23 protein-coding genes and 1 other RNA gene are annotated in these 25,010 nt (G+C 39.0%); 4 read left to right on the top strand and 20 right to left on the bottom strand.

Going from position 1 to position 25,010, the window contains the following annotated elements; all coding sequences use genetic code 11:
* Positions 1-5 precede the first annotated feature (5 nt).
* The 6 genes from LC091_RS18530 to LC091_RS18560 all read right to left on the bottom strand — a co-directional run bounded on the left by LC091_RS18530 (position 6) and on the right by LC091_RS18560 (position 7,672).
* Positions 6-263: a YpbS family protein gene (locus tag LC091_RS18530; RefSeq protein ID WP_223489512.1), complete on the bottom strand. Its 258-nt coding sequence runs from the start codon at positions 261-263 to the stop codon at positions 6-8.
* Positions 264-460: 197 nt separating this feature from the next.
* Positions 461-1,204: a nucleotidyltransferase domain-containing protein gene (locus LC091_RS18540; protein WP_226683518.1), complete on the bottom strand. Its 744-nt coding sequence runs from the start codon at positions 1,202-1,204 to the stop codon at positions 461-463.
* Between the two features lie 12 nt (positions 1,205-1,216).
* Positions 1,217-4,930 carry a dynamin family protein gene (locus LC091_RS18545; RefSeq protein WP_226683520.1) on the bottom strand — a complete coding sequence of 1,238 codons (3,714 nt, stop codon included), beginning with the start codon at positions 4,928-4,930 and terminating at the stop codon, positions 1,217-1,219.
* Positions 4,931-5,270: 340 nt separating this feature from the next.
* Positions 5,271-5,840 carry an isoprenylcysteine carboxyl methyltransferase family protein gene (locus LC091_RS18550; protein ID WP_226683523.1) on the bottom strand — a complete coding sequence of 190 codons (570 nt, stop codon included), beginning with the start codon at positions 5,838-5,840 and terminating at the stop codon, positions 5,271-5,273.
* Between the two features lie 7 nt (positions 5,841-5,847).
* Complete coding sequence (locus LC091_RS18555) at positions 5,848-6,927, bottom strand: type III polyketide synthase (RefSeq protein WP_226683524.1); 1,080 nt, start codon at positions 6,925-6,927, stop codon at positions 5,848-5,850.
* Between the two features lie 211 nt (positions 6,928-7,138).
* Positions 7,139-7,672 (bottom strand): GNAT family N-acetyltransferase, encoded by a 534-nt coding sequence (locus LC091_RS18560; protein ID WP_226683525.1) that lies wholly within the window; start codon positions 7,670-7,672, stop codon positions 7,139-7,141.
* A gap of 169 nt (positions 7,673-7,841) precedes the next feature.
* Between LC091_RS18560 and LC091_RS18565 the strand changes: the two genes are divergently transcribed.
* Complete coding sequence (locus LC091_RS18565; protein WP_226683526.1) at positions 7,842-8,300, top strand: chemotaxis protein CheX; 459 nt, start codon at positions 7,842-7,844, stop codon at positions 8,298-8,300.
* Positions 8,301-8,387: 87 nt separating this feature from the next.
* Here the strand turns inward: LC091_RS18565 and LC091_RS18570 are convergent, their stop codons facing one another.
* The 13 genes from LC091_RS18570 to LC091_RS18630 form a co-directional block, all read right to left on the bottom strand.
* Positions 8,388-9,905, bottom strand: a complete 1,518-nt coding sequence (locus tag LC091_RS18570; RefSeq protein WP_226683528.1) for a carboxypeptidase M32 — start codon at positions 9,903-9,905, stop codon at positions 8,388-8,390.
* 703 nt (positions 9,906-10,608) lie between these two features.
* On the bottom strand, positions 10,609-12,528 hold the full coding sequence (locus tag LC091_RS18575; protein WP_226683529.1) for an ATP-dependent DNA helicase: 1,920 nt from the start codon (positions 12,526-12,528) through the stop codon (positions 10,609-10,611).
* A gap of 518 nt (positions 12,529-13,046) precedes the next feature.
* A complete protein-coding gene (locus LC091_RS18580) occupies positions 13,047-13,241 on the bottom strand; it encodes a hypothetical protein (protein ID WP_226683530.1) in 195 nt (64 codons plus the stop codon).
* 93 nt (positions 13,242-13,334) lie between these two features.
* Positions 13,335-13,544: a hypothetical protein gene (locus tag LC091_RS18585; protein WP_226683531.1), complete on the bottom strand. Its 210-nt coding sequence runs from the start codon at positions 13,542-13,544 to the stop codon at positions 13,335-13,337.
* Positions 13,545-13,592: 48 nt separating this feature from the next.
* Positions 13,593-14,735, bottom strand: coding sequence for a THUMP domain-containing class I SAM-dependent RNA methyltransferase (locus LC091_RS18590; protein WP_226683532.1), 1,143 nt, complete (start codon positions 14,733-14,735; stop codon positions 13,593-13,595).
* 152 nt (positions 14,736-14,887) lie between these two features.
* An RNA gene (gene rnpB / locus LC091_RS18595) (RNase P RNA component class B) lies at positions 14,888-15,278 on the bottom strand.
* 62 nt (positions 15,279-15,340) lie between these two features.
* Positions 15,341-15,646 (bottom strand): cell division regulator GpsB, encoded by a 306-nt coding sequence (gene gpsB, locus LC091_RS18600; protein ID WP_226683533.1) that lies wholly within the window; start codon positions 15,644-15,646, stop codon positions 15,341-15,343.
* A gap of 72 nt (positions 15,647-15,718) precedes the next feature.
* Positions 15,719-16,285, bottom strand: a complete 567-nt coding sequence (locus tag LC091_RS18605; protein ID WP_226683535.1) for a DUF1273 domain-containing protein — start codon at positions 16,283-16,285, stop codon at positions 15,719-15,721.
* A gap of 152 nt (positions 16,286-16,437) precedes the next feature.
* Complete coding sequence (locus LC091_RS18610) at positions 16,438-16,836, bottom strand: spore coat protein (RefSeq protein WP_319003686.1); 399 nt, start codon at positions 16,834-16,836, stop codon at positions 16,438-16,440.
* 361 nt (positions 16,837-17,197) lie between these two features.
* Complete coding sequence (locus LC091_RS18615) at positions 17,198-18,466, bottom strand: ribonuclease H-like domain-containing protein (protein WP_226683537.1); 1,269 nt, start codon at positions 18,464-18,466, stop codon at positions 17,198-17,200.
* A 14-nt stretch (positions 18,467-18,480) separates the two neighbouring features.
* The gene (locus tag LC091_RS18620; RefSeq protein WP_226683539.1) at positions 18,481-20,748 is read right to left on the bottom strand and encodes a DEAD/DEAH box helicase; all 2,268 of its coding nucleotides are present in this window, start codon (positions 20,746-20,748) and stop codon (positions 18,481-18,483) included.
* 111 nt (positions 20,749-20,859) lie between these two features.
* Positions 20,860-21,072, bottom strand: a complete 213-nt coding sequence (locus LC091_RS18625; RefSeq protein WP_226683540.1) for a cold-inducible protein YdjO-related protein — start codon at positions 21,070-21,072, stop codon at positions 20,860-20,862.
* 255 nt (positions 21,073-21,327) lie between these two features.
* A complete protein-coding gene (locus tag LC091_RS18630; protein WP_226683542.1) occupies positions 21,328-22,869 on the bottom strand; it encodes a putative bifunctional lysylphosphatidylglycerol flippase/synthetase in 1,542 nt (513 codons plus the stop codon).
* A 155-nt stretch (positions 22,870-23,024) separates the two neighbouring features.
* Here LC091_RS18630 and LC091_RS18635 point away from each other — a divergent pair, with 155 nt between their 5' ends.
* Positions 23,025-23,489, top strand: coding sequence for an Hsp20/alpha crystallin family protein (locus tag LC091_RS18635; protein ID WP_226683544.1), 465 nt, complete (start codon positions 23,025-23,027; stop codon positions 23,487-23,489).
* Positions 23,490-23,958: 469 nt separating this feature from the next.
* Here the strand turns inward: LC091_RS18635 and LC091_RS18640 are convergent, their stop codons facing one another.
* Positions 23,959-24,111, bottom strand: a complete 153-nt coding sequence (locus LC091_RS18640) for a hypothetical protein (RefSeq protein ID WP_157182430.1) — start codon at positions 24,109-24,111, stop codon at positions 23,959-23,961.
* 135 nt (positions 24,112-24,246) lie between these two features.
* On the opposite strand from LC091_RS18640, the gene LC091_RS18645 reads away from it, so the two are divergent.
* On the top strand, positions 24,247-24,438 hold the full coding sequence (locus LC091_RS18645) for a hypothetical protein (protein ID WP_226683546.1): 192 nt from the start codon (positions 24,247-24,249) through the stop codon (positions 24,436-24,438).
* Positions 24,439-24,496: 58 nt separating this feature from the next.
* Positions 24,497-24,997, top strand: a complete 501-nt coding sequence (locus LC091_RS18650; RefSeq protein ID WP_226683589.1) for a GNAT family N-acetyltransferase — start codon at positions 24,497-24,499, stop codon at positions 24,995-24,997.
* Positions 24,998-25,010 lie beyond the last annotated feature (13 nt).

Below are 25,010 nucleotides of genomic sequence, written 5' to 3' on the forward strand. Positions count from 1 at the left end.
GCATGTTAGTTACTTCGAGAAACAAATTCCTCTACCATTTCTTTTGTTACCAGTTGACGCTGAGGTGCAATTCCTTTTCGTGCAAGCTCGTTTATTCTTTTCGTTACCTCATTAATTTTTTCAGTTGTATATGGTTTCTTTTGACGGCAAAGTACAATTGCCTCTTCTATGTATGCTTCTCTTTGCTGCTCAAGTTGCAAAAAATTCATTACAACTTGATTTTGTTTTCTAGAATGCTCACTTATAGCTTTATGTACGCTCATGGTTGTTCCTCCAATTTATCTGTTCTTTTTTCATTAATTGTATTATGTTCTCTTTCGGTTGCCAACAATCAAATTTATAATGCGGCTTTGTTTCAAAGCCAAGTCTACTGCAACGGTAGATGGTATGAGTAGTTAATTTTATCACTTGATAATGTTTACAGGTAGCACAAGCATGAAATCGATTTACTTTTGTAATCTCACTCACCCTCTATTCCCAGCTGTTGAAAAAACAGCTCCTCTAATCTTTGAACGTCTACCCTTCCTTCTTCTAGGTGACCCAAAAAATCTTCTGAAACAGCAATAAAATTATTCACCTTTTCATTAAGATGTGTAACCAATGGGTCAGCGGGTACTTTCTCTTCTGTTTTTAGGCAAAATAAAAGGGATAAGTCTTCGCTGGTAAATGTGTTGCTATTCTTTATAAGCTGTTCAAATTCAATGGTTGCTTTGCCGTTGTTTATAACCTGTTCTAACATCAAAGATGCTCGGACAGCGTGAACAAGATAAGATGCATCATTCTTTTTGCTCCATGCCTGGAGGTTGTTCTTAGCCATGTTTACATAATGTAATGCAAGCACTTTTTTGGAGTAATCTTGTACTATAGTGCCTTTTAAAATATCCATGGCTGAGTCCAACTCTCTATATACAATAGGAGATAACATCCATTCAAAAAAGGACGGATTGGACTTTCCGGCCAATACCAATGCCTTTTTCAAGTCCCAGCCCTGAATGTCATACACGTCACCTTTTTTGGTAATCGTATCTTCCTTCTTAAACAACGAAAGGTATTTTTTTAAGGGAGCAATATAGATGAACCTGATATCAAAGTCACTGCTTTCGGTAGCAAAGCCATATGCCCTGCTACCTGCTTCACAGGCATAAAGGATTTTTACATTATGGTTTTCTTCAATATTTATGAGTATATCCTCTATACGGTTCACCTTTCTCCCTCCTTATTTTTTATTCTGCTGTAAGTTTTCTAGCGTTTGTTCCAAATGTGGGATGTCTTGTTCTTGTTCAAGTGCGGACTGCATTCCATCATAATAGTCCGCAAGTTGTCTCAGGATATACTTTTTGACCTCATCAAGAGCAATCTGCATTTCATTGCTATAGTGGTGATTTAATTCTTGCGCGCTGTCTTTTAAGTATGTGTCCATCAATGGTGACAGCTGTTCTTCTAGAAACAAAGCCATCTTTTGCTTTTCATTTTTCTCGAAAAAGGCTTTTGGATTTCGGTAGTAACCTATTGTTTGTTTTTCAAGCTTTGAAGAGATGGAAGGAAACGAATTTATTACCTTAAATGGTTTAAAATCCTCCGCTTCCAAAGCTCGCAGGGAAAGCTGAGATTCTACCCGTTGTGCCTCCGCTTCCAATTCCTTTTGCCAGGAGTTCAGACTCTTACGAATAAAGTTCTCCGTCCGCACAGTAGTCGCTCTAACTTCTTGGGAAAGATTGTGAAAAATGTCTGTCACAAGTTCATGCAGGCAACTGATAAGCTGGGATTTCATATTTCGTCCGTCTTCCCTGATTACTGCAGGGTTGAAGCTTTCTTTAAAGAAATCAGAAAAACGCAATAATGTTCGTTGCTTAATGTAATATACCAGCTCGTTTATTTCTTGTTCGAGCAGCGTATAGAAGCTATCCGTTACGTACCCTTTAATTTCGGCTTCTAGCTTTTCTTTGTTGCTAGCATATAAAAGCTGTAATTTTTCTTTTTCTTCTAATCCAAGCTTTGCTTGTTGAACGAAATGTTCAAATAAAGCTATTGCTCGGTTTAGATCAGATTGTGCCGCATGATGACTCATCTCAACCAGATCAGACTGAATGAAGTCTGAAAAAGCTTTTTCAAAATCATTCATCAAAGAGCTTTCCAAAAATGGATGTTCAAATGGGCGGTCTTCTTTTTCTTTCAAGGCGAGAAGACTTGAAATTGGATACAATCTTGGATGACGAATTCCATAAGCAGTTAATTGCTCTTCCACATAATCGCATACTAGTTCAAGCTCTTCCTCATTATTTGCAAGATCTGCTGCATTAACAAGGAAGAACATCTTATCCATGGCAAAAGCGTCTTTTACCCTGCCCAGTTGGATCAAAAATTCCCTATCTGCTTTTGAAAATGCGTGCTGATAATAGGTGACAAAAAGAATGGCATCCGCGTTCTTGATGTAATCAAACGAAACATCAGTATGTCTGACATTGATAGAATCCGCCCCTGGTGTATCCACTAAAGTTAGCCCTTGTCTAGTGAATGGACAATCATAGAACACTTCGATCCATTCCACAAAACAGGATTTTTCTTCTTGTGCGACATAAGCTTCAAACTCATGAAGTGTCACCTGTTGGAGCGTTCCCAATTTCAACTTCATATTCTCCCAACCTGTTAAAAAGGCTTTAAGAAAATGAAAATGCGTCTTCTTATTGGAATCCAGTTCAAGATGCTCATTTTTCGCTATCATGCTCTTGATTGCTGGAATGGCTTCTTCCAGACCAGTTACATCTATATTAAACATTTGCAAGGCCTGTTTGACATCTTGTACAAGCTGGTCTGTTGTCTTCATTTGTACACTAACCGTTCCATGCGGATGATCCTTCGTTACAGGTGAGATCTTGTTAATGGAAGCCGTTGTTGGGTTTGGGGAAACAGGCAGCACCTTTTCTCCAAATAATGCATTTGCAAGAGAAGATTTACCTGCACTGAATGCGCCAAACAACGCAACTGTAAAGGTCTGGTTTTCCATTTTAACTGCTCTTTTTTTCAAGTCATCAACAATAGTCTGAAACCCGTGTATCCCTTTCAATGCGTTTGATGTCTCTTGTAGTCCCTTTACTACCACTGCAGGATCACTTTTATTTATAGTATCTTGAAACTCTTCTTGTTCTTGCATGTCATTTTTCTGCTTACTTGTAGTGGTAGGCAATTCATCTCCACGTACTTTTTTATAGGAACGATTCAGGTATTTGGCAATAAGGTCTCCTGTCTCACCTTGACCCAAAGTCACAGTTGTCTTAACTAAAATACTGTTAAGTTCTTCATATTGTTGTTCAAGTTTCATATGCAACTGAGTAATCGCTTCTTGAGCCTGGTGGGCCGCTGCTAATCTTTCCACTTCGATTGTTAATTCTTTTGTGCTTTCTTGCATTTGTTTCTCGAGCTTTTCAAAGTATTCTTCCATAAACCTTTGTACTTGTTTTTGGTATTCTAACTTGATGGAATGAGCTAATTCTTTTGTATATTGCAAAACTGCGGTTCCGGTATGACCAGCACCAGGTTTGATATGGGTGGCAACAAACGCTTCCGAAACAGGAACGGTTAGCTCTTGGACTTTATCAAAGATGGCAGGAGAATAAAAATTTTGATCTTTTAAAAAGGTAATAATATGTTCATGAATGAACTTCTCCACTTGGGTTTTCACACGTTCGCTCAAATCATATCGAAACGCGGCACTTCTTTGTTCACGTTCCTCTTGTGTTTTTTTCCCAGCAAACAATAGCCCCACCTTGAATCCTTTTTGTTGCGATTCAAGATAACGTTCGGCTAACTCCCTCATCTCAAAAGGTGTGATATTGGCATTATCCAAAATCCGTTTAGTCTGATTAATAAATTCCTCTTTCATTTCAGCCGTTTCAGATTGGATAGTTGTAAGTTTACTTTTTCTTTGACTTAAAGCCTCTTCTACATCTTTTGGCAGTTCTCCTAAGGATTGAATGGTTTGCTCATGCCTCTCCATTTTTTCTGCCTGCTGTTCAAGCTGCCATTCTTTATGTTCATCCATTACTTGAATGAGCGCTCGCTCAATTGTCTTGGGCAGGATATCCAACTTGTCTTGTCTTAAGATTTGTATTGTTTCTTTTACAATGGCAAGGTCATTGAGCGGATGAGTGGCATCTTTCAGGCTTGTAAAATAGATGCTGGCAGGCATAATGCCCCAATCCCCAAAAGATTCCATAATTCTTTCGTTGTAGGTAGAAAACGGAATTTCTTCCTCCCGATGCTTATCAATCTGATTAACAATTAAATAGATTTTTTTATCCTTGTCTTGAAGTTCTTTAATAAACTTAAGATTCACTTCAGACTGGACGTGATTGTAATCCATCACATAAAAGATAACGTCTGCCAAATGCAAAGCAGATTCGGTGGAAATGCGATGTGCATCGTCTGTAGAATCTACCCCTGGAGTGTCTAATATGACCATATCCGCAGGAAGTTTTTCAAATGGATACTGATAAGCAACGGATTCTACTTGGTCTCCGTTTTTACAATATGCTTTAACATGCTCAAAAGAGACAGGTGGAAGGATCTCAAGTGATTCACCTTCAAAAAAATGAACATGCGCAAGCTCTTCGCCTTTTCTAATTTGAACGACATTGGCAGAAGTGGGTATAGGACTCGCCGGCAGGATTGCTTCTTCTAAAATCTCATTGATAAAGGAAGACTTCCCCGCTGAAAAATGTCCGCAAAATGCAATGCTTAATTCTTTCGTTGTTTGTTTATGTAAAAGTTCCGCCACTTTTCTGGCACTTTTAGAATCACCGTAACGGTGCAGCTTCTCTAACATTAGCTGCAGTTTTATATGGAGCTGAGTTGCCTCCTGTTCTTGTTGCTGAATTTGTTGCTTTGAATTGTTTGATCCCATTTCTACTGTCCCCTTAGTTGTGTGTATCATTTCTCCGCTTCTTAAGTCTATTTTACTTGATGTTGCAGTATTTTCCCACATAAGACGCTATATTTATTAATATTTTTGTTCAGGCAACATGTGCATGATTTTTAATAGGCAAACATGCAAAAAACAGGGCCTCCTACATGTATGGATGTAGAAGACCCTGTTATGTATTATTTAATTGATCTTGGCTCACATGTATGCTGTAAAACAACTTTCATTAATACGGAATACGCTACCACAGTAGTACCAATCAACAATAATGTCATGTTGGTATGTCCCCCTCGTTGATAGTGATAATTATTATCATAATCATACCAGCTTATCGGCTAATTGACAATGACTTTCATTCCGATTCCTTCTGAAAAGTAGGCGAAAATCGATTTCGATCCTCCATATATGTCGCATAATTGGTTGTTGTTTCTGCTAAAGCCTTTTCTTCAAGCGGAATTCGTACACTTAACATCCAAGCGTTTAGAATAGTGAAGACTAAGGCCGTGTAAAAAGCATGAAACATCAGTGGGATCAGCATTATCTCTATAACAACTATTGTATAGTTAGGGTGACGAAGAAACTTGTATGGACCTGTTTTCACAATGAAAGCATCTGGAAGAATCAACACCTTTGTGTTCCAAAACTTCCCTAAGGACTGGATAGACCAAACCCGAAGTGATTGTGTCAGGATAAATAAAAAAAGGATTGCCGGCCAAAAAGGACTTAATGTTCGGTCGAACAAGATAACTTCTGTTAAGAAACTTAGTAAAAATGCAACATGCATACTGACCATGTATTTGTAATGCTCTTTGCCGTATTCTTTAGCACCCATCGATCTAATCCATTTCTCATTTCTCCTTGCAATTCCTAGTTCTACGACTCTTTGTGTAACAATAAATGCAAAAAATAATGCAAAGATCATTTTTACTTCACTCCCATTCTAATAACAGCATTTCGGAACTAAAACCAGGTCCAAGTGCAGCTGCAATCCCTTTTTCTCCTTTTTCCGGTCCCTTTTCCATGATTTCTTTTAATACATACAAGACGGTTGCAGAAGACATATTTCCAAATTCTTTTAACACTTGTAAGGAAGTATTCAGCTTTTCTGCCTCTAATCCCAAACACTCTTGGTATGCTTCCAATACTTTTTTTCCACCTGGATGTAAGACAAAATGCTCCAGTTCTTCTAGTTTTATGTGATGGTTATCTAGAAACCTTGTGACATTAGGCGCTAGCCAGTTTGTGATGATAACAGGAATATCCCGAGAGAACACGACATATAGTCCTTCATTCTTAATTTCCCACCCCATTACATCTTCTGAATTCTCCATTAACGTAGACTGACTTCCTAACACTTTAGGATAAGTTCCTTTTTTGTCTATCTGCACTTCGTCTCCAACCATGAGTACACAGGCAATACCATCGGCAAAAAGAGAGGTTCCCACTAGGTTACTTTTTGAACGGTCATTTTTTTGAAAGGTAAGACTGCAAAGTTCCACACATAATACAAGCACCTTCGCTTTTGGAAAGGCGAGGCAATACTCATAAGCTCTTGAGAGTCCCGCAGCGCCACCAGCACAACCGAGTCCCCAGATTGGTATTCTTTTCGTGTAAGGGGAAAACGGAAGGATATTCATGATTCTAGCTTCAATGCTCGGTGTGGACATGCCTGTAGTAGAAATATAAAAAATAGCTTCAATATCTTCGTATGCTATAGATTGTGAGAGTGTCGCAGAATTGTGTAAACATGCATTGATTGCCTCTGCTCCATACGCTACCGCCTCTTTTATGTATATATCATTTTTCTCTTGCAACGTATGGGGTTCCCTGAACCATTCAACGTCTCTCGCAAAGTGGCGTTTTTCTATTTGGCCATTCTGAAAAACCGTAAGAAGTCGATTAATATCTTTAAAAGACTCTTCAAATAGTTCTTTCGCAAATTCGACCACTGTATCTTGTTGTATAGGATATTTGGGAATGGACGTTCCAACAGACAATATTTTTGGCATAATTCGAGCACCTCATCCGGATTGGTACTGTTACTTTTTCCAGAATTTATATAATTATACCAAGGAAGATCTTTTTAAGAGGGGACAACAGAAAAAACCTTCCCAAACTAGTTTGGGAAGGTACATGTCATGTCGTTTTAAAGGAGTTGTTGTGTTGTGCATTTTTATTATAACGAATACCGCAAAATTTAACACTATAAATAATTGGAAATCACTTTTTGTAGAACTTTGCCATCCAAAGCTCATCAACATACTCTCCATTAATAAAGGCTTGTTCTTTTTGATTTCCTTCTTCATGAAATCCATATTTTTTATAAAGTTGGTAGGCAACTTGATTAGAAGAGAAGACAGTTAACGATAATTTTCTGATATGTTGTTCACACCACATATCCGTGTAATCCATGATTTTTTTCCCAATGCCGAGTCCTTGTGCTTCTTCAGCAAGCCACGTACGGAATAAACCTGTATGTCGCTTCATTTGGATTTCGCCACGAATAACGCGCGCAATCCCGACCACTCTTCCATTTCGTTCTACCCCAATATACATGTTTTCCTTTTTCTTCATATCACGGATGAAAAGCTTCTCTTCCTCTGGTGTTCGAGGGACATCCTTTTGTATGTATTGACCAGCAGCAATAATACTTTCCACTGCCGTCACAATATCTCCTGCATCTGATTCTTCTACCGGCCGTAAAGTAACGCTCGACTCATCTTTCGCTGTAAATTCAAAACGTAAATCTAACATGATGTTCCTCCTATAAACTCTTTAGGTACTACATCCTACTTCATTTATCTTTATTCTTCAACAAAAAAACCTTTATCAATCATGAAATTGCAGAAATTTGTTGAAAAATAGGTTGGCATTTATGGTATGATTAATTTGAACTATTCAGAAGATTTGAAGGAGGTGCCAAATGTGCCTTTCAGAGAGCTTAACACAGGTTTTTGACAGGACTTTAGACTCGTTTAAGACGGTTATTCCGATAGAGTTCACCTTTGATCAACCCCGTTTATATACGGAAAACCTAACAAATGTTACGTACGGTGTGCTTATTATGCTAACTGGTGACATTCGAGGTCAGTTGATTATCCAAGGAGACCAACTCGCTTTTCAGCACATCGGAGAAATGATGTTTGGCATGCAGCTAGAGGGTGAAATGCTTCAATCATTTACAGGAGAGCTTGGAAATATGATTGCCGGTACCCTTTCGTCAAAAGTGGCGGGAAGTGGCATCAATATGGATATCACACCTCCTGACGTATTGAGCGAACAACAAAAGGAGTTCCATTTAATGCACCGCTTACATACTCCTGTTTATTTAAAAGATACACTGCACATGCAAATCATTATGGAGTTAGAAGAAGCTTCATAACCATTGGACCCTCCTAAATGGTGGGTTTTTTTGTATTTATGGAAGATAAAAAGACCAGAGTTCAACCCCTGGTCTTTTTGGTATCTATCATGTTAATTGATAAATTTTAGTATACTTATCTTCCAAATACTTAATGAGGTGGTCCGCATTCAACTCTTCCCCTGTTACATCTTTCAAGATTTCTAATGGTTTTTTCAATTTACCATGTTGATGTACTTTTTCTGTTAGCCATTCTTTAACCGGTCCAAGATCACCGTTAGCCAATAGCTCATCATAGTTTGGCAGATCTTTAAGCATTGCTTGTTTAAATTGAGCTGCGTACATATAACCTAATGCATAGGAAGGAAAATATCCGAAACTTCCACCCGACCAATGCACATCTTGTAATACACCTTTGGCATCATCAGGAGGGGTGATACCAAGATAGCTCTGATATTTTTCATTCCAAGCCTTTGGAAGGTCCTCCACTTCCAACTCATCGTTAAAGAGCGCTTTTTCCAATTCATAGCGAATCATAATGTGTAAAGAGTACGTCAATTCGTCTGCTTCAATTCTGATTAATGACGGTTTGGATTCGTTAATTGCAAGGTAGAATTCTTCAAGACTAATGTCATCAAATTTGCCGCCTGCATAACGTTGAAGGCTTTCATAATGACGCTTCCAGAAATTTTCATGTCGGCCTACAAAATTCTCATAAAATAAGGATTGAGATTCGTGAATCCCCATAGATGTTCCGGTGCATAACCCTGTCCCTTGAAGATCCTTGGAGATATTCTGTTCATACAATGCATGTCCACATTCGTGAATGGTTCCAAAAACAGCCGTTCGGAAATCCTCTTCGTCATATTTAGTCGTAACACGTACGTCTCCAGGGTTCAATCCAATTGCAAATGGATGGACGGTTTCATCCAGTCTGCCTGCATCAAAGTCATACGATAACTCCTTTAATATCTCTAAGCTGAAATCGCGTTGCTTGTTTTTTGGAAATGATACCAGCAATTCATTTGCCCTTGGTTGAACAGAAGAATCTGCAATATTTTGAACAAGAGGCACAATTCTTTCTTTAAGCTTAGCAAAGACCTCATCCAATTTCTCTACCGTGATTCCCGGTTCGTACATATCTAATAATGTATTATATTTGTTTCCTTCGTAGCCCCAGTACTCTATGAATTTTTTATTGAAACTGACCAATTTTTCTAAATAAGGTTGTAAAAGAGAGAAATCCGATTTTTCTTTTGCTTCTTCCCAAACGGACTCAGCTTTCGTTGATAAGACTACGTACTCTTGGTATTCTTTTGCTGGCACTTTCTTATTTCGATCATAGTTCTTTTTGCTTTCTAATAAAGAGGCTTTTGTAATGTCATCAAGTTCATTGAATACATCTTCATTCAGCAGCTGGGTTAAATAGCTTGCCATTTCTTCTGATGTTGACATGTTGAATACTTCAGAGGACAAGATTCCGATGACGTCTGATCGACGATCCACTCCTTTTTTAGGGGCTCCTGTTCTAAGGTCCCAGAAAATAAGAGACAGTGCTTCGTTATAACTATCCATTTTGTTGATATGATTTACGTATTCTTCTTTTACTTGGTTGATTTCTATCATATGTATCTCCCCCAATTATTTATAGAGTGCTGCACACCCCTGGTGATCTCCGAAAACGGCTTCGCTTTCCGTGGGGTGCTGCTGGAGCCTCCTCGGCAAGCCTTGGCGGTCTCCACCAAGCACTATCCCCCACTGTAGTCTTCGCCATTTTCTCCATACACCAGCTATATGTTACTCTGAAATATTAATATCGCTGATAAAAATAAAAATAGAGCTACTTTTAAGAATACACAATTTTCACACTAGTTGGCAACAGGTTTGGAGGAGATGATGATGAATTATGTAAGTAAGACCTCAAAATAAATTTGGTTATTTACTTTACTGCCGCTGTTGATTTCCGCAAATGGCTTCGCTTTCCTAGGGGCACTGCTGGAGCAACCTCGTCTTGGCCTGCGGAGTCTTCGCCTTTTGCTCCAATCCACAGCTGGAAATAACACGGACTTAATGTTAATGCTCTTACAGTTAACCCGAATGGATGGTTTTTATTAACCCAGGGTGAATGGTAATACCTTGTTGACTGAAGTGGAAGGCGCGTAGACGCCCGCGGGAGGAAGGGACAGGTGAGACCCCGCAACGGAGTGAGGAGGCCCACGGACCGCCCGCAGGCAAGCGAAGCGCCTGGAACGGAAATCAACAGGTCTATAAACTATCTTTACATTAAAAAAGCACCGAATTAAGCTTCGGTGCTTTGGTTGTTTGGATATTATTGTGGTACTGGGCTGGTCGGTAAGACACCTTCAACTTTTGCACGTACCGCTTCCGGTAATCCAGTTGGCAGGTAGACAGTAATTTCTCCGCTATCATCTGTCGTACGGATAAGTCGGCCCATTCCTTGACGAAGGCGAAGTAGCATATACGGAACATCCAATTGCATATATGGATCCTCAAGTCCTTTTCGCTTGGCGGCAAAGACTGGATCATTTGGTGGAAATGGCAAGGACCAAATAACAACATTAGATAATGAAGGTCCAGGTATATCCAACCCTTCCCATAAATGATAAGCACAAAGAACAGCACTCTCTTCATTTTGGAATTCAGAAACCAGTACACTTATTTCCTTTTCCCCTTCATATAGGAATGGATAATCCTTGTTATTGACATTCTCAGCTTTGAATCTTATTAATTCCTCTTTGGTCGAAAATAACACTAGCGTTCTTCCGCCATATCTTCCAATGGAATCCATGGTCTTGTTGAATTTCGTATGGAAATCATCTTCGACCTCTAATGAAAGTTTCATATTTTCCTCGTAATCAAATGGAGAATTAATGGAAAAGGATAAATAATCTCCTATTCCTAGTGAAGACGCCAGATAACTGAAGTTCTCATTGTCAGATAAGGTTGCAGAAGAGAAAATAAAAGGAATCTTCTTAGAAAAGACATTTTCCCTTAATACTTCTTCCACTGTTTTTGGCATAACAACAAGTGTCAGATCCTTATTTGCATGTTCAGCCCAAGCTATCACATCTTCTTTTGATAAAAGCAACTTCAGTAAGAATTCAATAGAATCCAAGTATTCCTCCACTATGTGCAGCTGGTAATGATCTACCGTGTGGAGTTCCCCTTCAAATACAAGCTGATTCCCTATCTCTTCTATTTTTGCTAGAAGGTCTTTGGCACTCTTCACAAGACGGGTATCCATTGTGATATCTTTACGGTCAGAGCCCTCTATGCTTGTCAGATTGTCTTCCAGCATATCAAAAAACAGATCGTTGGCCTGTAAAGAATCCTCTACTAAATAAGCAAACTCTTCCCTTAAATCGTTTCCTAATAAGCGGGTAAGAATTTCTTCCACCTGCTGATTTTTGATTTTATACGTTAATGCCTTTTGGGCAGCAAACTCCAGTAAATGCCCTTCATCAAAAACGACACTTGATGCTTCAGGTAATAATGGAAGTTGCCCTTCCCTTTTCCTTTTTTCAAATGTCCACACATGTTCCATATAGAAATCATGTGAGCAGATTATCAGGTCTGTTGATTTTCTGTAATGATCGCGGGAAAGAGTTTGTCCACAACGATGACGTTTTTCACAACTGAAACAGTCCTGGAACGTATCCCATCCGACCATGTCCCATTCTTCGTCATTCAACTTTGCGTAATCTTTACGATCTCCATAAGGATGGAAAGACTGCATCGCTGCAGGTTTCGTGACAAAGCTTGGTAGTGCATCATACACTTCATCTATGTTGTCGTTATCATATTTGTTTACTGCATAATCCAATTTGTTCAAACACAAGTATTGTTCCGGAGATTTCGCTAGACGTACATCCATTGTAATGTCCAGGACCTTTGAGAGTTTTGCTATGTCCCCTTCTTTTTTGACAAGTTGTTCAATCAAAGACTCATCGGCACAGGTTATGATAGCAGGTTTCCCCATATATCTCGCATAACAGATTGCGTATAAAAGGTACACCATCGTCTTCCCAGTTCCTACACCAGCTTCCGAGAAAATCACCTTTTTCTCTTTAAACGCTCTCTCCAGTTGGAAAGCCATAAAAATCTGTTCATCACGCAATTCAAATCCAGCTTCAGGTAGGATGTCGTAAAATACATCCCCGATCCATTCGTTCAGGCGATCAAAAAAAGCATCCCCTTTGTTCATTGTAAATGGCAGACGATTGTTCATTCTATGTACCTCCGAGAAAAAGTTTGCATCTAGTCATTATCTACTAATAAGGGGGTGCTTGTCAAGCGGGGCATTGGGAGTCTCATTATGAAGACTTCTCTTACTCGTTTTCCTCTTCAGTTGGGTCTTCATACGCTCGATGTGGACTTCTGTTCCTCGGATTCCCCTTCAGTGGGGCCTTCATACGCTCGATGAAGACTTCTCTCACTCGTTTTCCGCTTCAGTGGGGTCTTCATACGCTCGATGAAGACTTCTCTCACTCGTTTTCCGCTTCAGTGGGGTCTTCAACGCTCGATGAAGACTTCTCTCACTCGTTTTCCGCTTCAGTGGGGTCTTCATACGCTCGATGAAGACTTCTCTCACTCGTTTTCCTCTTCAGTGGGGTCTTCATACGCTCGATGAGGACTTCTGTTCCTCCGATTTCCCCTTCACTGAGGTCTTCATACGCTCCAACACTCTCGTTGCCGGCTTCACCATAGACAACTGCAAATAAAAAACCCCCAAAAAGGAGGCTTCTTTTAGTTCTTTGTAATATGGATGATCTCATCATCAAGCAGGGTGGCGTACAGCATTGCTTTTGTATATTCATCACGTGCAGCGTTCATTCGTTCTACACATTCATGATTATCTAGCAGGTTTTCAGTTGCAAGGCGCTGATAGCTACTTTCCAATGCTTTGGAGATCCTCATAAAATCATTCACATGCAAAGGCATAGAAATCCCTCCAAACAGTATTGATAGAAGTATTCTATGCCCAAATTCTGAAGTTTATTCATTTGGGATGTATAGTAATTTTATAAGCTTTGTTTAATCGGCTTTACTTGAAGAACGATCTTTGGAAGCCTTTTTGTCGCGTTCTTCCTCTTTTTCATATTTAATATCTTCAAGGGGAAGCTCATCAATCGGCATGACAAGTTGATCACGGTTTTTTTGATTCTTTTCTTTTTCCTTAAAAGCCTTATCTTTCTCATTTCTCTCAAGTAGTGTTTTTTCTTTAGTCTGATCTCTCAACACCATCACTCCTTTTTAGGAGTAATTCCCTCTACCTGATACCGATAAACGTTTTTATCCTTTTCTAGGCGGACGCTTGCCCCAGTATTGATAAAAGTCTGTTTTGATGAAACCATTAAACAACTTACGTTTCTTGGTGGCTTTCTTTCCATAAAAGCTTTCAAATCCTTCGTGGGAAGTCAGCATATAAACAGACCAAGTATCTAATTCAGCGAAAGCCTTACCCATCTCACGGTACATCTTCTCCACTTCTGGTCGTTCACCAAGGCGCTCTCCATATGGAGGATTTCCGATAATAACACCGTACTCTTTTCTTGTCGTAAAGTCTCTAACTTGCATTTGTTTAAAATCAATTAATTCTCCAAGTCCCGCTTCAAATGCGTTTTCTTTGGCAATTGAAATCATGCGGTGGTCAATATCATATCCTGCTATATCTAGCGGCTGGTCATAGTTAGCCTTGTCTTCCATTTCCACGCGTGCCTGACTCCAGAGGTCATCGCCAATCCAATGCCAGTCTTCTGATACAAAGTCACGATTAAATCCAGGTGCAATATTTTGCCCAATGAGAGCAGCTTCAATTGGAATCGTACCGGAACCGCAAAAAGGATCTACAAACGGCTTATCAGGATGCCAGTTTGTCAACATAACTAAAGCTGCTGCCAATGTTTCTTTTAGTGGAGCCTCTCCTTGATCCGCACGATACCCACGTTTATGTAGACCGATTCCGGAGGCATCAATGGTGATTTGCGCTACATCTTTTAGCAAGGCAACCTCAATTTTATAAACTGCCCCTTTTTCATCTAACCATGCAGACTGTATATTGTAATGTGCCTTCATTTTTTCCACTACTGCTTTTTTCACGATAGCTTGGCAATCTGGCACACTAAAGAGCTTGGACTTTACCGACTTCCCAATAACAGGAAACTCGGCATCTTCAGGTAAATAATCTCCCCACGGTAACGCTTTTGTCTTTTCAAATAGTTCTTCAAAAGAAGTGGCTTTAAATTCTCCTACCACCACTTTAATTCTGTCTGCTGTCCTTAACCATAGGTTTGCCCGGCAAATAGCCATAGCGTCTCCCTTAAAGATAACCTTGCCATTATCAACTGTACATTCATATCCTAAATCTCTTACTTCTTTTGCCACAAGTGACTCTAATCCCATTGCAGCAGTCGCAATTAATGTGTAGTTTTTCATAGTATGATTCACCCTAACTAATATTCAAATTCTCTTATGTATTATTGTCATAATTCTACTTCCCATATCCCATCTATTAAATAAAGCTCCCCTGGCAACAGGAGAGCTTATGTTACATAATCATAGTTGGATGTGACATTCAATCAATAGTGATTTGTAAGCCATGTTCTGTTCCTTTGTACTGCAAACGGATCGCTCCTTGTACGCAGGTGGTAACCATCTGTCTACAGAAACTTTAAAGTATCTGTCCCTCTCATCGTTTAGTTCCTTAGAGAAGGTGCCCCTACCATTATTTGGGTTTCTCGCTCGAGGGGTTTACCTCGTTCCACTCTTACAATTTCTTGTAAGACTACGTCACTGTGGCACTTTCAAGGTATTAACACCATATCTAAAAGACTTAGGTGCGTTCCCTGCCGTTAGCTTCGTCCGAAAACCAAGCTACCCTAGCTTATTTTTTCGCTAGGCACGAACACTACAAGCATCTCAGCCTGTGCGAGCATGGACTTTCCTCTACAGCCGAAACCGTAGCGGTTACCCAATCACTATTGATGTCAGCAAAATATAGTATAGTAAATTTGAGCGATGATTGCAACTGTTAATTACTGTCAGTCGTATAATTTACTTCCGAAAACATGCTTTTCTAGGTTCGATAATCTTCTTAGGATATCGAAATTAGTAGATCCGCTGTTTGTATTTGTTTGCTGGGGTTTTTTCCCTGCTTCTTCGACTTGTCTTTTAAGCCTAGCGTTTTCTTGTACAACCAAGTCATATTCTTGATAAAAAGTTTCATAATCCTTTATAACGACATCTAAAAACTTGTCTACATCTTCTGCTTTATAGCCTCTCATGCCTGATTTGAACTCTTTTTCTAGAATTTCTTTTGACGTTAATTTAATTTTATCTGATAGCATAAGTTCCTCACCTCTATGCGAGTGCCCAATATTTTAATTGTAGGGTCACTTCTCAATTTCTCTGTTCTAAATTTACCAGTCTTGATTGTTACTGTATTGTTCTTCTTCCACAACAAGTTGAAGTTCGTAGCTGTCAATCGTATATATAGGATAATCTGTCTGAGCTGATTTTTTACGTGCCATCTCTATTATATATTGAGGACTACCTGGTCCCTCTTCATCGTATACCACCAATAAGGCGTCCGACTTATCCACCACAAACTGATTTTTTAATTTTAATTGAAGTGGGGATTCATATTTCTTTTTTGTAATAGAATCAATATGATTAGCTTGCGACAAAATAGACTCATAATACTCTTTATTTTGTTCGCTCCATTTTTCTTCCTGTTCCAAAAACGGTGTAAATACAGCAAGTTTCAAGTTAGGAAAGTCCGCCTGAAGTTCATAAACAACTTCTGCAGCCCAAAGTTCCACACCTAACTGCCCGCTGATAACAACCCATTCTAACTCATTATGCTCTTCTAGTAAAGCAGTCAAGCGTTTCTGTATCGCTTTTTTTAGGAATTGTATGGCAGGATCTTCCTTTTTAAATATCTGCAGTTCCTGGGGTTTATACCCTGTAATTACTAATACTTTCATAAGCACCTCTACTTAAAATAATAAATAGAAAGCATGAAAAGCGCAAGTGTTAACCGATATGTGAGGTCAGACCATTTTATGTAATCGAAAAAGAACTGACTTAAAGCCAGTTCTCCTTCGACATTTATCAAGCAAAGCAAGTAAAAACTTGCTTATCTTCCATAGCCATAAGGCTTACATTGACCAGGCATTCCGCCAGGTCCCATTTGTCCCATTCCAGGACCTTGTTGTGCTCCCATTACTTGACCAGGCATTCCCATTTGACCATATCCAGGTCCTGTTTGCGCTCCCATCACTTGACCAGGTTGACCACCCATTCCAGGTGCTCCACCCATTCCAGGGCCACCAGGGCCACAATTGAAGTGTTGGTGTGACACAGAATCTACCATGGAATCCGTGTGCGGGAAATAGTGTTTGTGTTGGAACTGTTGGTTGTTTACATATGTTGTGTGTGAAGGATGAATGTGAGGAACCTCAGTAGTAGAATAAAGATTTTTTACACAACATTTTGTTGGATGGACGATTGGTGCCATCGAGTTTGGTGCCATCATGTTAGGTCTGCAGTTGTACATACTTTCGATCTCCTTTCAATTTGTTTTTCTCTTTACATTAACAAACTATGAAAGAAGTGAGATACATGTACTAATACAAACACCTATTTTCTTAATTTAAATACATTTGCCTACCATTTTTATAGTAAAATCGTGTAGATATTATCCTTTAAATTGGAAAGTCCAAATAACGTAAGGCCGATAACAACAAAAAACAAACATAAAATAAATCTAGACAACGTGCTCTCTCTCCCATATTTCTAATAGTAATTTTGTCATTCACAATAGTTAATTTTACATGGTAAAAAGCACGTTGACAATATATGTTTTGCAGAAATTTAGACAAAATGTGAAAATATTTTCAATTTCTCGATTTATTTTTAAGTCGATTAATTCTTTTCTCAAAATCAGCTACAATTGTACTATATTTTTTCAAAGATTTATCACTTGATGACTTATAAAACTCTAACGATTTTTCAGCATAAAATAAAGCAAGAATGTAGTCTTTTTCTTTATGCTCGAGTATTTTTGCAATTTCTATTCCAGCCGATTCCTTACACAGATTATTCTCATCAGCAAAACATTTTTGAAATAGTATTATTGCCTCTTTGTAGTTCTGTTCCTTTTTCTTTAGCATTCCTAAATTAAAGGTGGCTTGGGGAGAAGAGTCGGAAATATTGTTATATAATGCTTTAGCTGCTTCCTTCTCACCCAATACGTCATACCAACGCCCTATTTCATACTCTTCCATTTTATCTCTTTGCTTGCTATCCACTAAAAGGAGACCTGAAAGATGGGCATACAAAGTAATCAAGGTCAACACATCCCATTCATTGTGTTTCATTACTCCCTTTATCCCTTGCATTTCGTGTGTTTTTACAAAATCAAAATAAATCATCGGTGCTAAAAATCCGGGTATATCATCTTTTCGCTCAATCTCAAGGATTTCTTTTTCTACATTTGCAAGCCTTACCGATTCTAATTTATTCTTCCATAGTCTTCTAGAAGCATGTAACAGGTCATAATGTCCAAAGGCAGGAAGTTTCGGGACATGCTCCCGAATAAGAGTATGCCGTGTTTTTACTTGAGGCCAGTCAAATGCCTTACCGTTGTATGTCACGAGTGTCGTATAGTCGACGTTCTCAAGGAAGCTCTGATAAAGGGCAACTTCATTTCCCGGTCCAGGTAAAAGGTGTTGCCTGACTATCACCTTATCACTTAGCACTCTTGCATATCCCAGCAGAAAGATTGTTGTCCCCGTCCCTCCACTGAGTCCTGTGGTTTCCGTATCGAAGAAAAACAGATCATTCACCTGATGACCTTTTGCAGACAACGGATGCTCTACACTAGATTCTTGCCATTCATCCATAACAGGCAATAGATCCCCCAGCCGATACTTACCATGCTTATAATCTAAATCATACTCCACCTCACGGATAAGACAGTACTCACCATTAGCATAGTATGGTGTGACCCCAAAGGCTTCCCATTCTTTTAAATTTGGAACACTAGAAAGAGAAGTGGCAGTCTGATCCTGGTCCCTTGCATTCTCACGTTCCTCAGACATTGTCTCAGAAGCATTGGTTTGGAGATGCTTTTTCATTCTGTTCAATTTATTTTTCATGCTCATATGCTTTCCCTCCTTTACACAAGCTTTTGAAGCAGAGAAAGTGCCAATTCTTTAGAGTCTTCATCAGGATAATCTGCACCTATGCATGAAGGACAACCAGAGCGACATGGGCAGTTTCCTATTAGGTCACCCGCTCTAGTAAGCAGCTCGTCTATATAGTCATACGCTTTTTCACTTAAGCCGACTCCTCCAGGATAGCGGTCATAAAAATAAACCACTGGCTTCTCATCGTGAGTTGATTTGACTTGAGGGACTACTTGCATATCCATTGGTTCACACATTAATAACAGCGGAGTTACGTGTTTCAAGGCATGAGCGATGCCCAATAGACTCTTTTCTAAGTCATCACCTTTTAGACGCTCTGTAATCTCTTCTTCAAGCGTAATCCACGTGGCACTTGTTTGCAGCTCTTCTTCCGGCAGGTAAATCGGTCCTGAACCGATATTTTCATGAGTTTCAAATTTTATCTTTTTGAAAATAGTGGCCATTGCACGCACTGATACATCACCAAAGGAAATCGTGCCTGCTTGATAACCGGTCTGTTTGTCCACCTCAAGAACATCCAGGGATACAGCAAGATTGGCATCGGTGAAGTAATCGACATTAACCTCTCTTACAAATGCTTTCTTCTCTTCCCAATCCAGTTTTTCTACTTGATATTGAACTCCCTGGTGCAAGTAGATCGCTTCATCATGAAGCAGCGTCATCGAACTGAAACGGTCCATTTCTCCAATCACCTTGTTAGCAGGTTCTGATGATTGGTCAATGATAATCACATTTTCCTGAGAGGCTGAACGCAAACTGATGTTATGTGCAGGAAAGGCATCGTTCATCCAGTGCCATTTTCCTCCGTTTTCGTGAAGTACTCTTTCTTCTGTCAAATAATCTAAAATATCCTCCAGTTCCACTCCATCAAACGTATCTCCTTCTTTAAATGGCAGCTCATACGCAGCACACTTTATATGATCGACAAGTATGACAAGATTGTTCGGATTGATTCTGGCTGATTCTGGATTGCTTTTAAGAAAAAACTCCGGATGTTGTATGACATACTGATCTAACGGATTGGAGCTCGCCACCATGACGATCACCGCTTCCCCCTGCCTGCGTCCTGCACGGCCCGCCTGTTGCCAAGCACTTGCAATCGTTCCAGGATATCCTGTCATGATACATACCTGTAATTGGCCAATATCCACACCAAGTTCGAGGGCGTTTGTACTAACTACACCATATATCTCACCGTTTCTTAAGCCTTTTTCAATCGCTCGTCGTTGAGTTGGAAGGTATCCGCCCCTGTACCCTTGGATGGACTTTTCACCAAGTTGATTTTTAACCAACTCTTTAAGGTATGTTAGCAATATTTCTACTCGTACCCTGCTTTTGGCAAAAACGATGGTTTGAATCTTCTCTTGGAGAAACTCTGCCGCAAGCTTTCTTACCTCTAGCGTTGCGCTTCTCCTGATATTCAGCGGTTTGTTTACGATTGGAGGATTATAAAAGACGATGTGCTTTTTACTGGATGGAGCTCCGTTATTATTGATTAATTCAAAAGACTCTCCAGTAAGCTGCTGAGCGAGTTCTTTCGGATTCGCTATTGTTGCCGATGTACAAATGAATGTAGGGTTGCTACCGTAAAACTTACAGATACGTTTTAACCTTCTTATCACATTAGCTACATGGCTTCCAAACACACCTCTGTACGTATGCAATTCATCTATTACGATATATTCCAGATTCTCGAAAAGAGAGACCCATTTCGTATGGTGTGGAAGGATGGCAGAATGAAGCATATCTGGATTTGTAATAACTACATGCCCTGCTTTTCTTACTTTTTGTCTAATAGTAGGAGCCGTGTCACCATCATATGTATAACTGTTGATTGGCACACCCATTTGTGTAATAATTTCATTCAATTCACTCTTTTGATCTTGCGCAAGTGCTTTTGTCGGGAACAAGTATAGAGCCCGTGCATCATTGTTTTTCACGATTTTCTGAAGGACCGGCAAGTTATAACATAATGTTTTTCCTGATGCTGTCGGAGTGACGGCGACAAAATGCTTTTTATCGGTTGCAGCCTCAAACGCCGCTGCTTGATGCGTATATAAAGAGTTGATTCCTCTTTCGGTTAGGGACTTCAACAAACGTTCATCTATTTGTGTAGGAAACGGAACAGTTTGCGCTTCTTTTGGTTGGACTGTTTCCCAATGTACGATATTTTTTGCTATTGATTCCTCACTTTTCATCCAATCAATCACTTCATATATGGTTTTTCTCCATTTCATTACCATTCACCTCATTATCTACTCTCTATTTTAGCGAATAAGCGTTCGGTTCGTAAAGTCCAAAAAGAAAAACCAAGCACACGTAAGGCACTTGGTTTCTTTTGACTATATTTACATCTTCTGATTTTGACTGTAGTTATTGATGACTGCTAGCACTTTGGTGGATTGTGTCATGCTGCTGTGGCATAAAGGACATGTTGGGGTGTCACTTTCGCTGTTCTTGAAGTTATCTCTCATCCAACCGTTGCAATCCTCTGATTCACAAACCCATACTTTCGTTTCCTCGGTAACGATTTCTTCTACTTCTCTTCTTCCAAAAGCCATAGTACCACTCTCCTATCTTTTGAGGTGGGGCGCAGTTTATCCTCACTAATATACTCTTAGTATGCCAATATACGAGGAAAAAATAAGAAAAAAATAAAAAAAGCATCCTCGTCATACAATCTCTTCCAATAAATTATAACATATATCTAGTAAAAAAGCATGCTTCAGTCCATTTTATTCACAAAACGATTTAACCATTTTATACTCGTTTTTGCGACAATTTGCGGAACATTTTTGGATCATGCATAGATTTTTTTATCTTAAGGAACCAGATTGCTTCCATCTTTTAAAGAACAAGCCAAAGTAAATAAGGACAATTGCCAACAGTACACCAAAACCTACGTCTTGCCACAAAGATTGGGTGTCAAGAGAAAAGAGGTCTTGCAATCTCTTCGGTACAATTCTTTGAATATACGAAATCTGAAGAGAACCTACGATGACATAAATCAAAGCAATTGCCAAGAGGATAACACCGTCAATAAGTCCTTTTACAAAGGTATATTGACTGCTTTTTCTATAAAAATGTGTTCTAGAGAAATACAGTAGAAGCATCGCAACAAGGAAGAGAACCGCTTCCCACAAATGGAATCCTTTTGAGAAGCTAACTAACGTTCCGAAAACAAGAATGAAAAATGTAAAATAATACGCTCTTTTCACCTTATCTTCAATGGCTCTTGCCAAAACAAGTAAAGTGATACCGATAGTAATAGAAAACTGTTGGGAGACTTGCATCATTTCCATGGATAAGAATTCATTGGCAATGGTAATTTTGCGGACGATAACAGGAATGACCGGAAATAAGACCAATAATACTCCCACTATAAGTACCCAAATGGAAAGAATTCGATGGCATAGTATCGACCAAGAGTGCTTTTCTGGAAGTAGTGACTTCCATGCTTTCTCCTTGAACATGAAAGTGAAAAAAATAACCGAACTTATGAGAAAAGGGACAACATAATACACTAACCTATACAAAAGAAGCAGTGCTACTAGTTTCTCCTCATACACTCCAAAAGAAGCAAATCCGACTAGAATAACAAAATCAAATGCACCCACCCCACCTGGCACTGTGCTTAATACACCTGCAATGGCTGCCATAAAGAATATGGTAAAAGTAATGAGTACTGGGACGTCTAAATGTAACAAAACGGAAGTCTGCCAAAACACGATTCCTGCAAAAAACCATTCTATAATAGAAACGCCTATCAGGGTAAACTGTTGTCTTGTATACAAGCTTCTCGTAAAATGGCTTGCAAAAAATATAAAAAATATATACCCACTCATGACAAGCAGAGGCAGTTTCAAAATGGGATAGTTTAAAAGTAAAGTGGGATCTGACCATTCATACATGACAATCCACCAAGCAAATATAGAAAGTCCGCAGAGCATATAGGGAAGAATTATGGTCACACTCTTTAGGAGTAAAGGGAAGTTCCCTGCATATTTGCGATAGTATAACGTTCTCAATCCTACCCCAGCAAACCCACCAAATCCCATGAAATTCGCAAAGGAATTAGATGAGAATCCATAAATCGCAAGTTTTCTTGCAGGTATTTGCACTTTTAATCCCCTAGAAATGAATAGATCGTAAAATATCATGGTAGAAACGGCCAAAACACCTAGTATTATTAGCCAAGAAAATGAAATAAATCCAATGTCCCCGATTTTCTCCATTACAAGGGTCATGTTGATGGATTGAATCTGTTTTTTCCCTTCAATATATAAAACGATTAAGATCGATAATGGAAAGACAACCTTTATTACTTTTAAAAAATATGTATTTTTTAATAACTGCATAACAAACTTCCTTTATATACTTCTTAGTTCCAAAAATATCATAGATTGTACGCGCTTACCATGAAAATATTGTCGTTTTCTCCTTCACTAAATTTGTAACCCATGTAAGCTGGGTTCAATATAGTAATGATAAAGAGCAAGAAAGGAGAATTTCCATGAAAGACAATAAGGATAATCTTCCTCAGAATAGGCCTTCACAAAACAATCTTATGACTTCCATTGATGCATTTTTCAGCAGCTCACCGATAAAAGGAATGCTTCAGCAAATGGATAATTTTTTTGGCCATGCATTTACAGAAGCTTCATTGCCAGTGGAAACACAAGAAACAACAGGAGAGTTTATCGTCATTTGTAAACTTCCGGGAATTAAAAAAGAACAAATTACAATAGAGACCTTTGATCGATACTTAACCATCGGAGTCAAAAATGAAGAGCAGCTTGAAACCATTGATGAAACAACTTCTTTTATCAGCAACAGTTATTCTATGAAGCAGCAAAAACGGACCATACCCGTTCCACCTTATGTAAAATTAAATGCCCTTCAAGCAAATTACCGAGACGGCCTACTCCAAATCCGCATACCAAAGAAAAACATCAAACAAATTAAGATTGATGACTGAAAAAATCAGAAAAACTGCCCTGTCCTATTAAATATTAAAACTTAGTTTTTTGGTAATCGCCGCTGTTCCTTTCCGCAAATGGCTTAGCTTTCCGCGGGACGGTGCTTGAGCCTCCTCACAACGCTTCAGGGGTCTCAACCTACCGTTACTCCCCCACTGGAGTCTCCGCCATTTGCTCCAATCCACAGCTAGAAGTTTCTAGAACGAAAGGTTACATTTATTTGCAACTATTTTGTTTAGGGGCCATTTATAAAACCCTATGTGATTAGAGTCATCTTGTTGATTGCCGTGGAAGTTGCGCAGACTCCTATGGGAGGAAGGGACAGGGAAGACCCCGCAACGAAGTGAGGATGCTTCCGGACTGCCCATGGAAAGCGAAGCAACTGGAATGGCAATCAACAGTTAAATGCAATTTTTGATATTCTTAAAAACACCAAAAGCAGTCACCGCTGGAGTGACTGCTTTTGGTTTAGTTTTTATGGGATTTTGATCCGTACTTTGCATTCTCCTCAGGAGTAGAATCCATCTGGATGCTAGCCAACTCCTTTGATACCTCTTGTTGATGCTGATTAGACGGATATTTATTTTTACGTTCTCTATTATCATTTCTATTTGTCATCATTACGCCTCCAAAAAATAAAATTCCCTACCTTTATAGCTTGGTTGGAATCATCAAATTTATGATTGGAAATAAAAGTCCAAATATAAACTACATAAATCCACATCCACCACACAAGATAACGACTAGGAGGTGTAAATGATGAGCAAACAATATAAAAAAGTGTATGCAAGTCCATCCACTTCGCCATCACTTGTTATAAAAACGAACCTGGATAAAGAGCAAAAAGAAGAAAATCCATATTACAGCTCCTCCCTTAACCACCAGGAAGAAGAAAAATTGGACAACTACTTCTTTGAACAAGATCCAAAAGGAGATTACCATAAGTAGTGTGGAGAGAGAACCTTCTCTCTCCTTTTTCTACAAACCTGGAGGGATAAGAGTGAAAATGCGAGTGTTATCTAAAAAAGACGCAGAACAATTTCAACGACTTCGTCTAGAGTCATTAATAAAAGAACCCACTTCCTTCGCTTCAAGTTATGAAGAAGAACAACACAGAACATATGATGATATAAAGACACGCATACCAGAGAATCAAGATTCCTTTATTTATGGTGCATTTGTAGAAGAAATTCTTGTTGGGATGACCGGTTTTCAACGTGAGGACAAAATTAAGTTCAAACATAAAGGTTTTATCTGGGGCGTATATATCACTGAAGAATATAGAGGAAAAGGATATAGCAAACAGCTGCTTGAGAACACCCTAACAAAGGCGAAAAACATACAAGGATTAAAGCAAATTCAATTAACGGTGGCCGCAACTAATAACTCTGCAAAAAAATTGTATGAAAGCTATGGATTTGAAACTTTTGGGTATGAGAAAGGTGCTTTATATGTAGATGGCTTTTATTTAGATGAAGAGCACATGGTTTTACATATATCAAAATAAGATGCCTTCAATA

The sequence above is a fragment of the Sutcliffiella horikoshii genome, assembly GCF_020524325.1.
GTDB lineage: Bacteria > Bacillota > Bacilli > Bacillales > Bacillaceae_I > Sutcliffiella_A > Sutcliffiella_A horikoshii_D.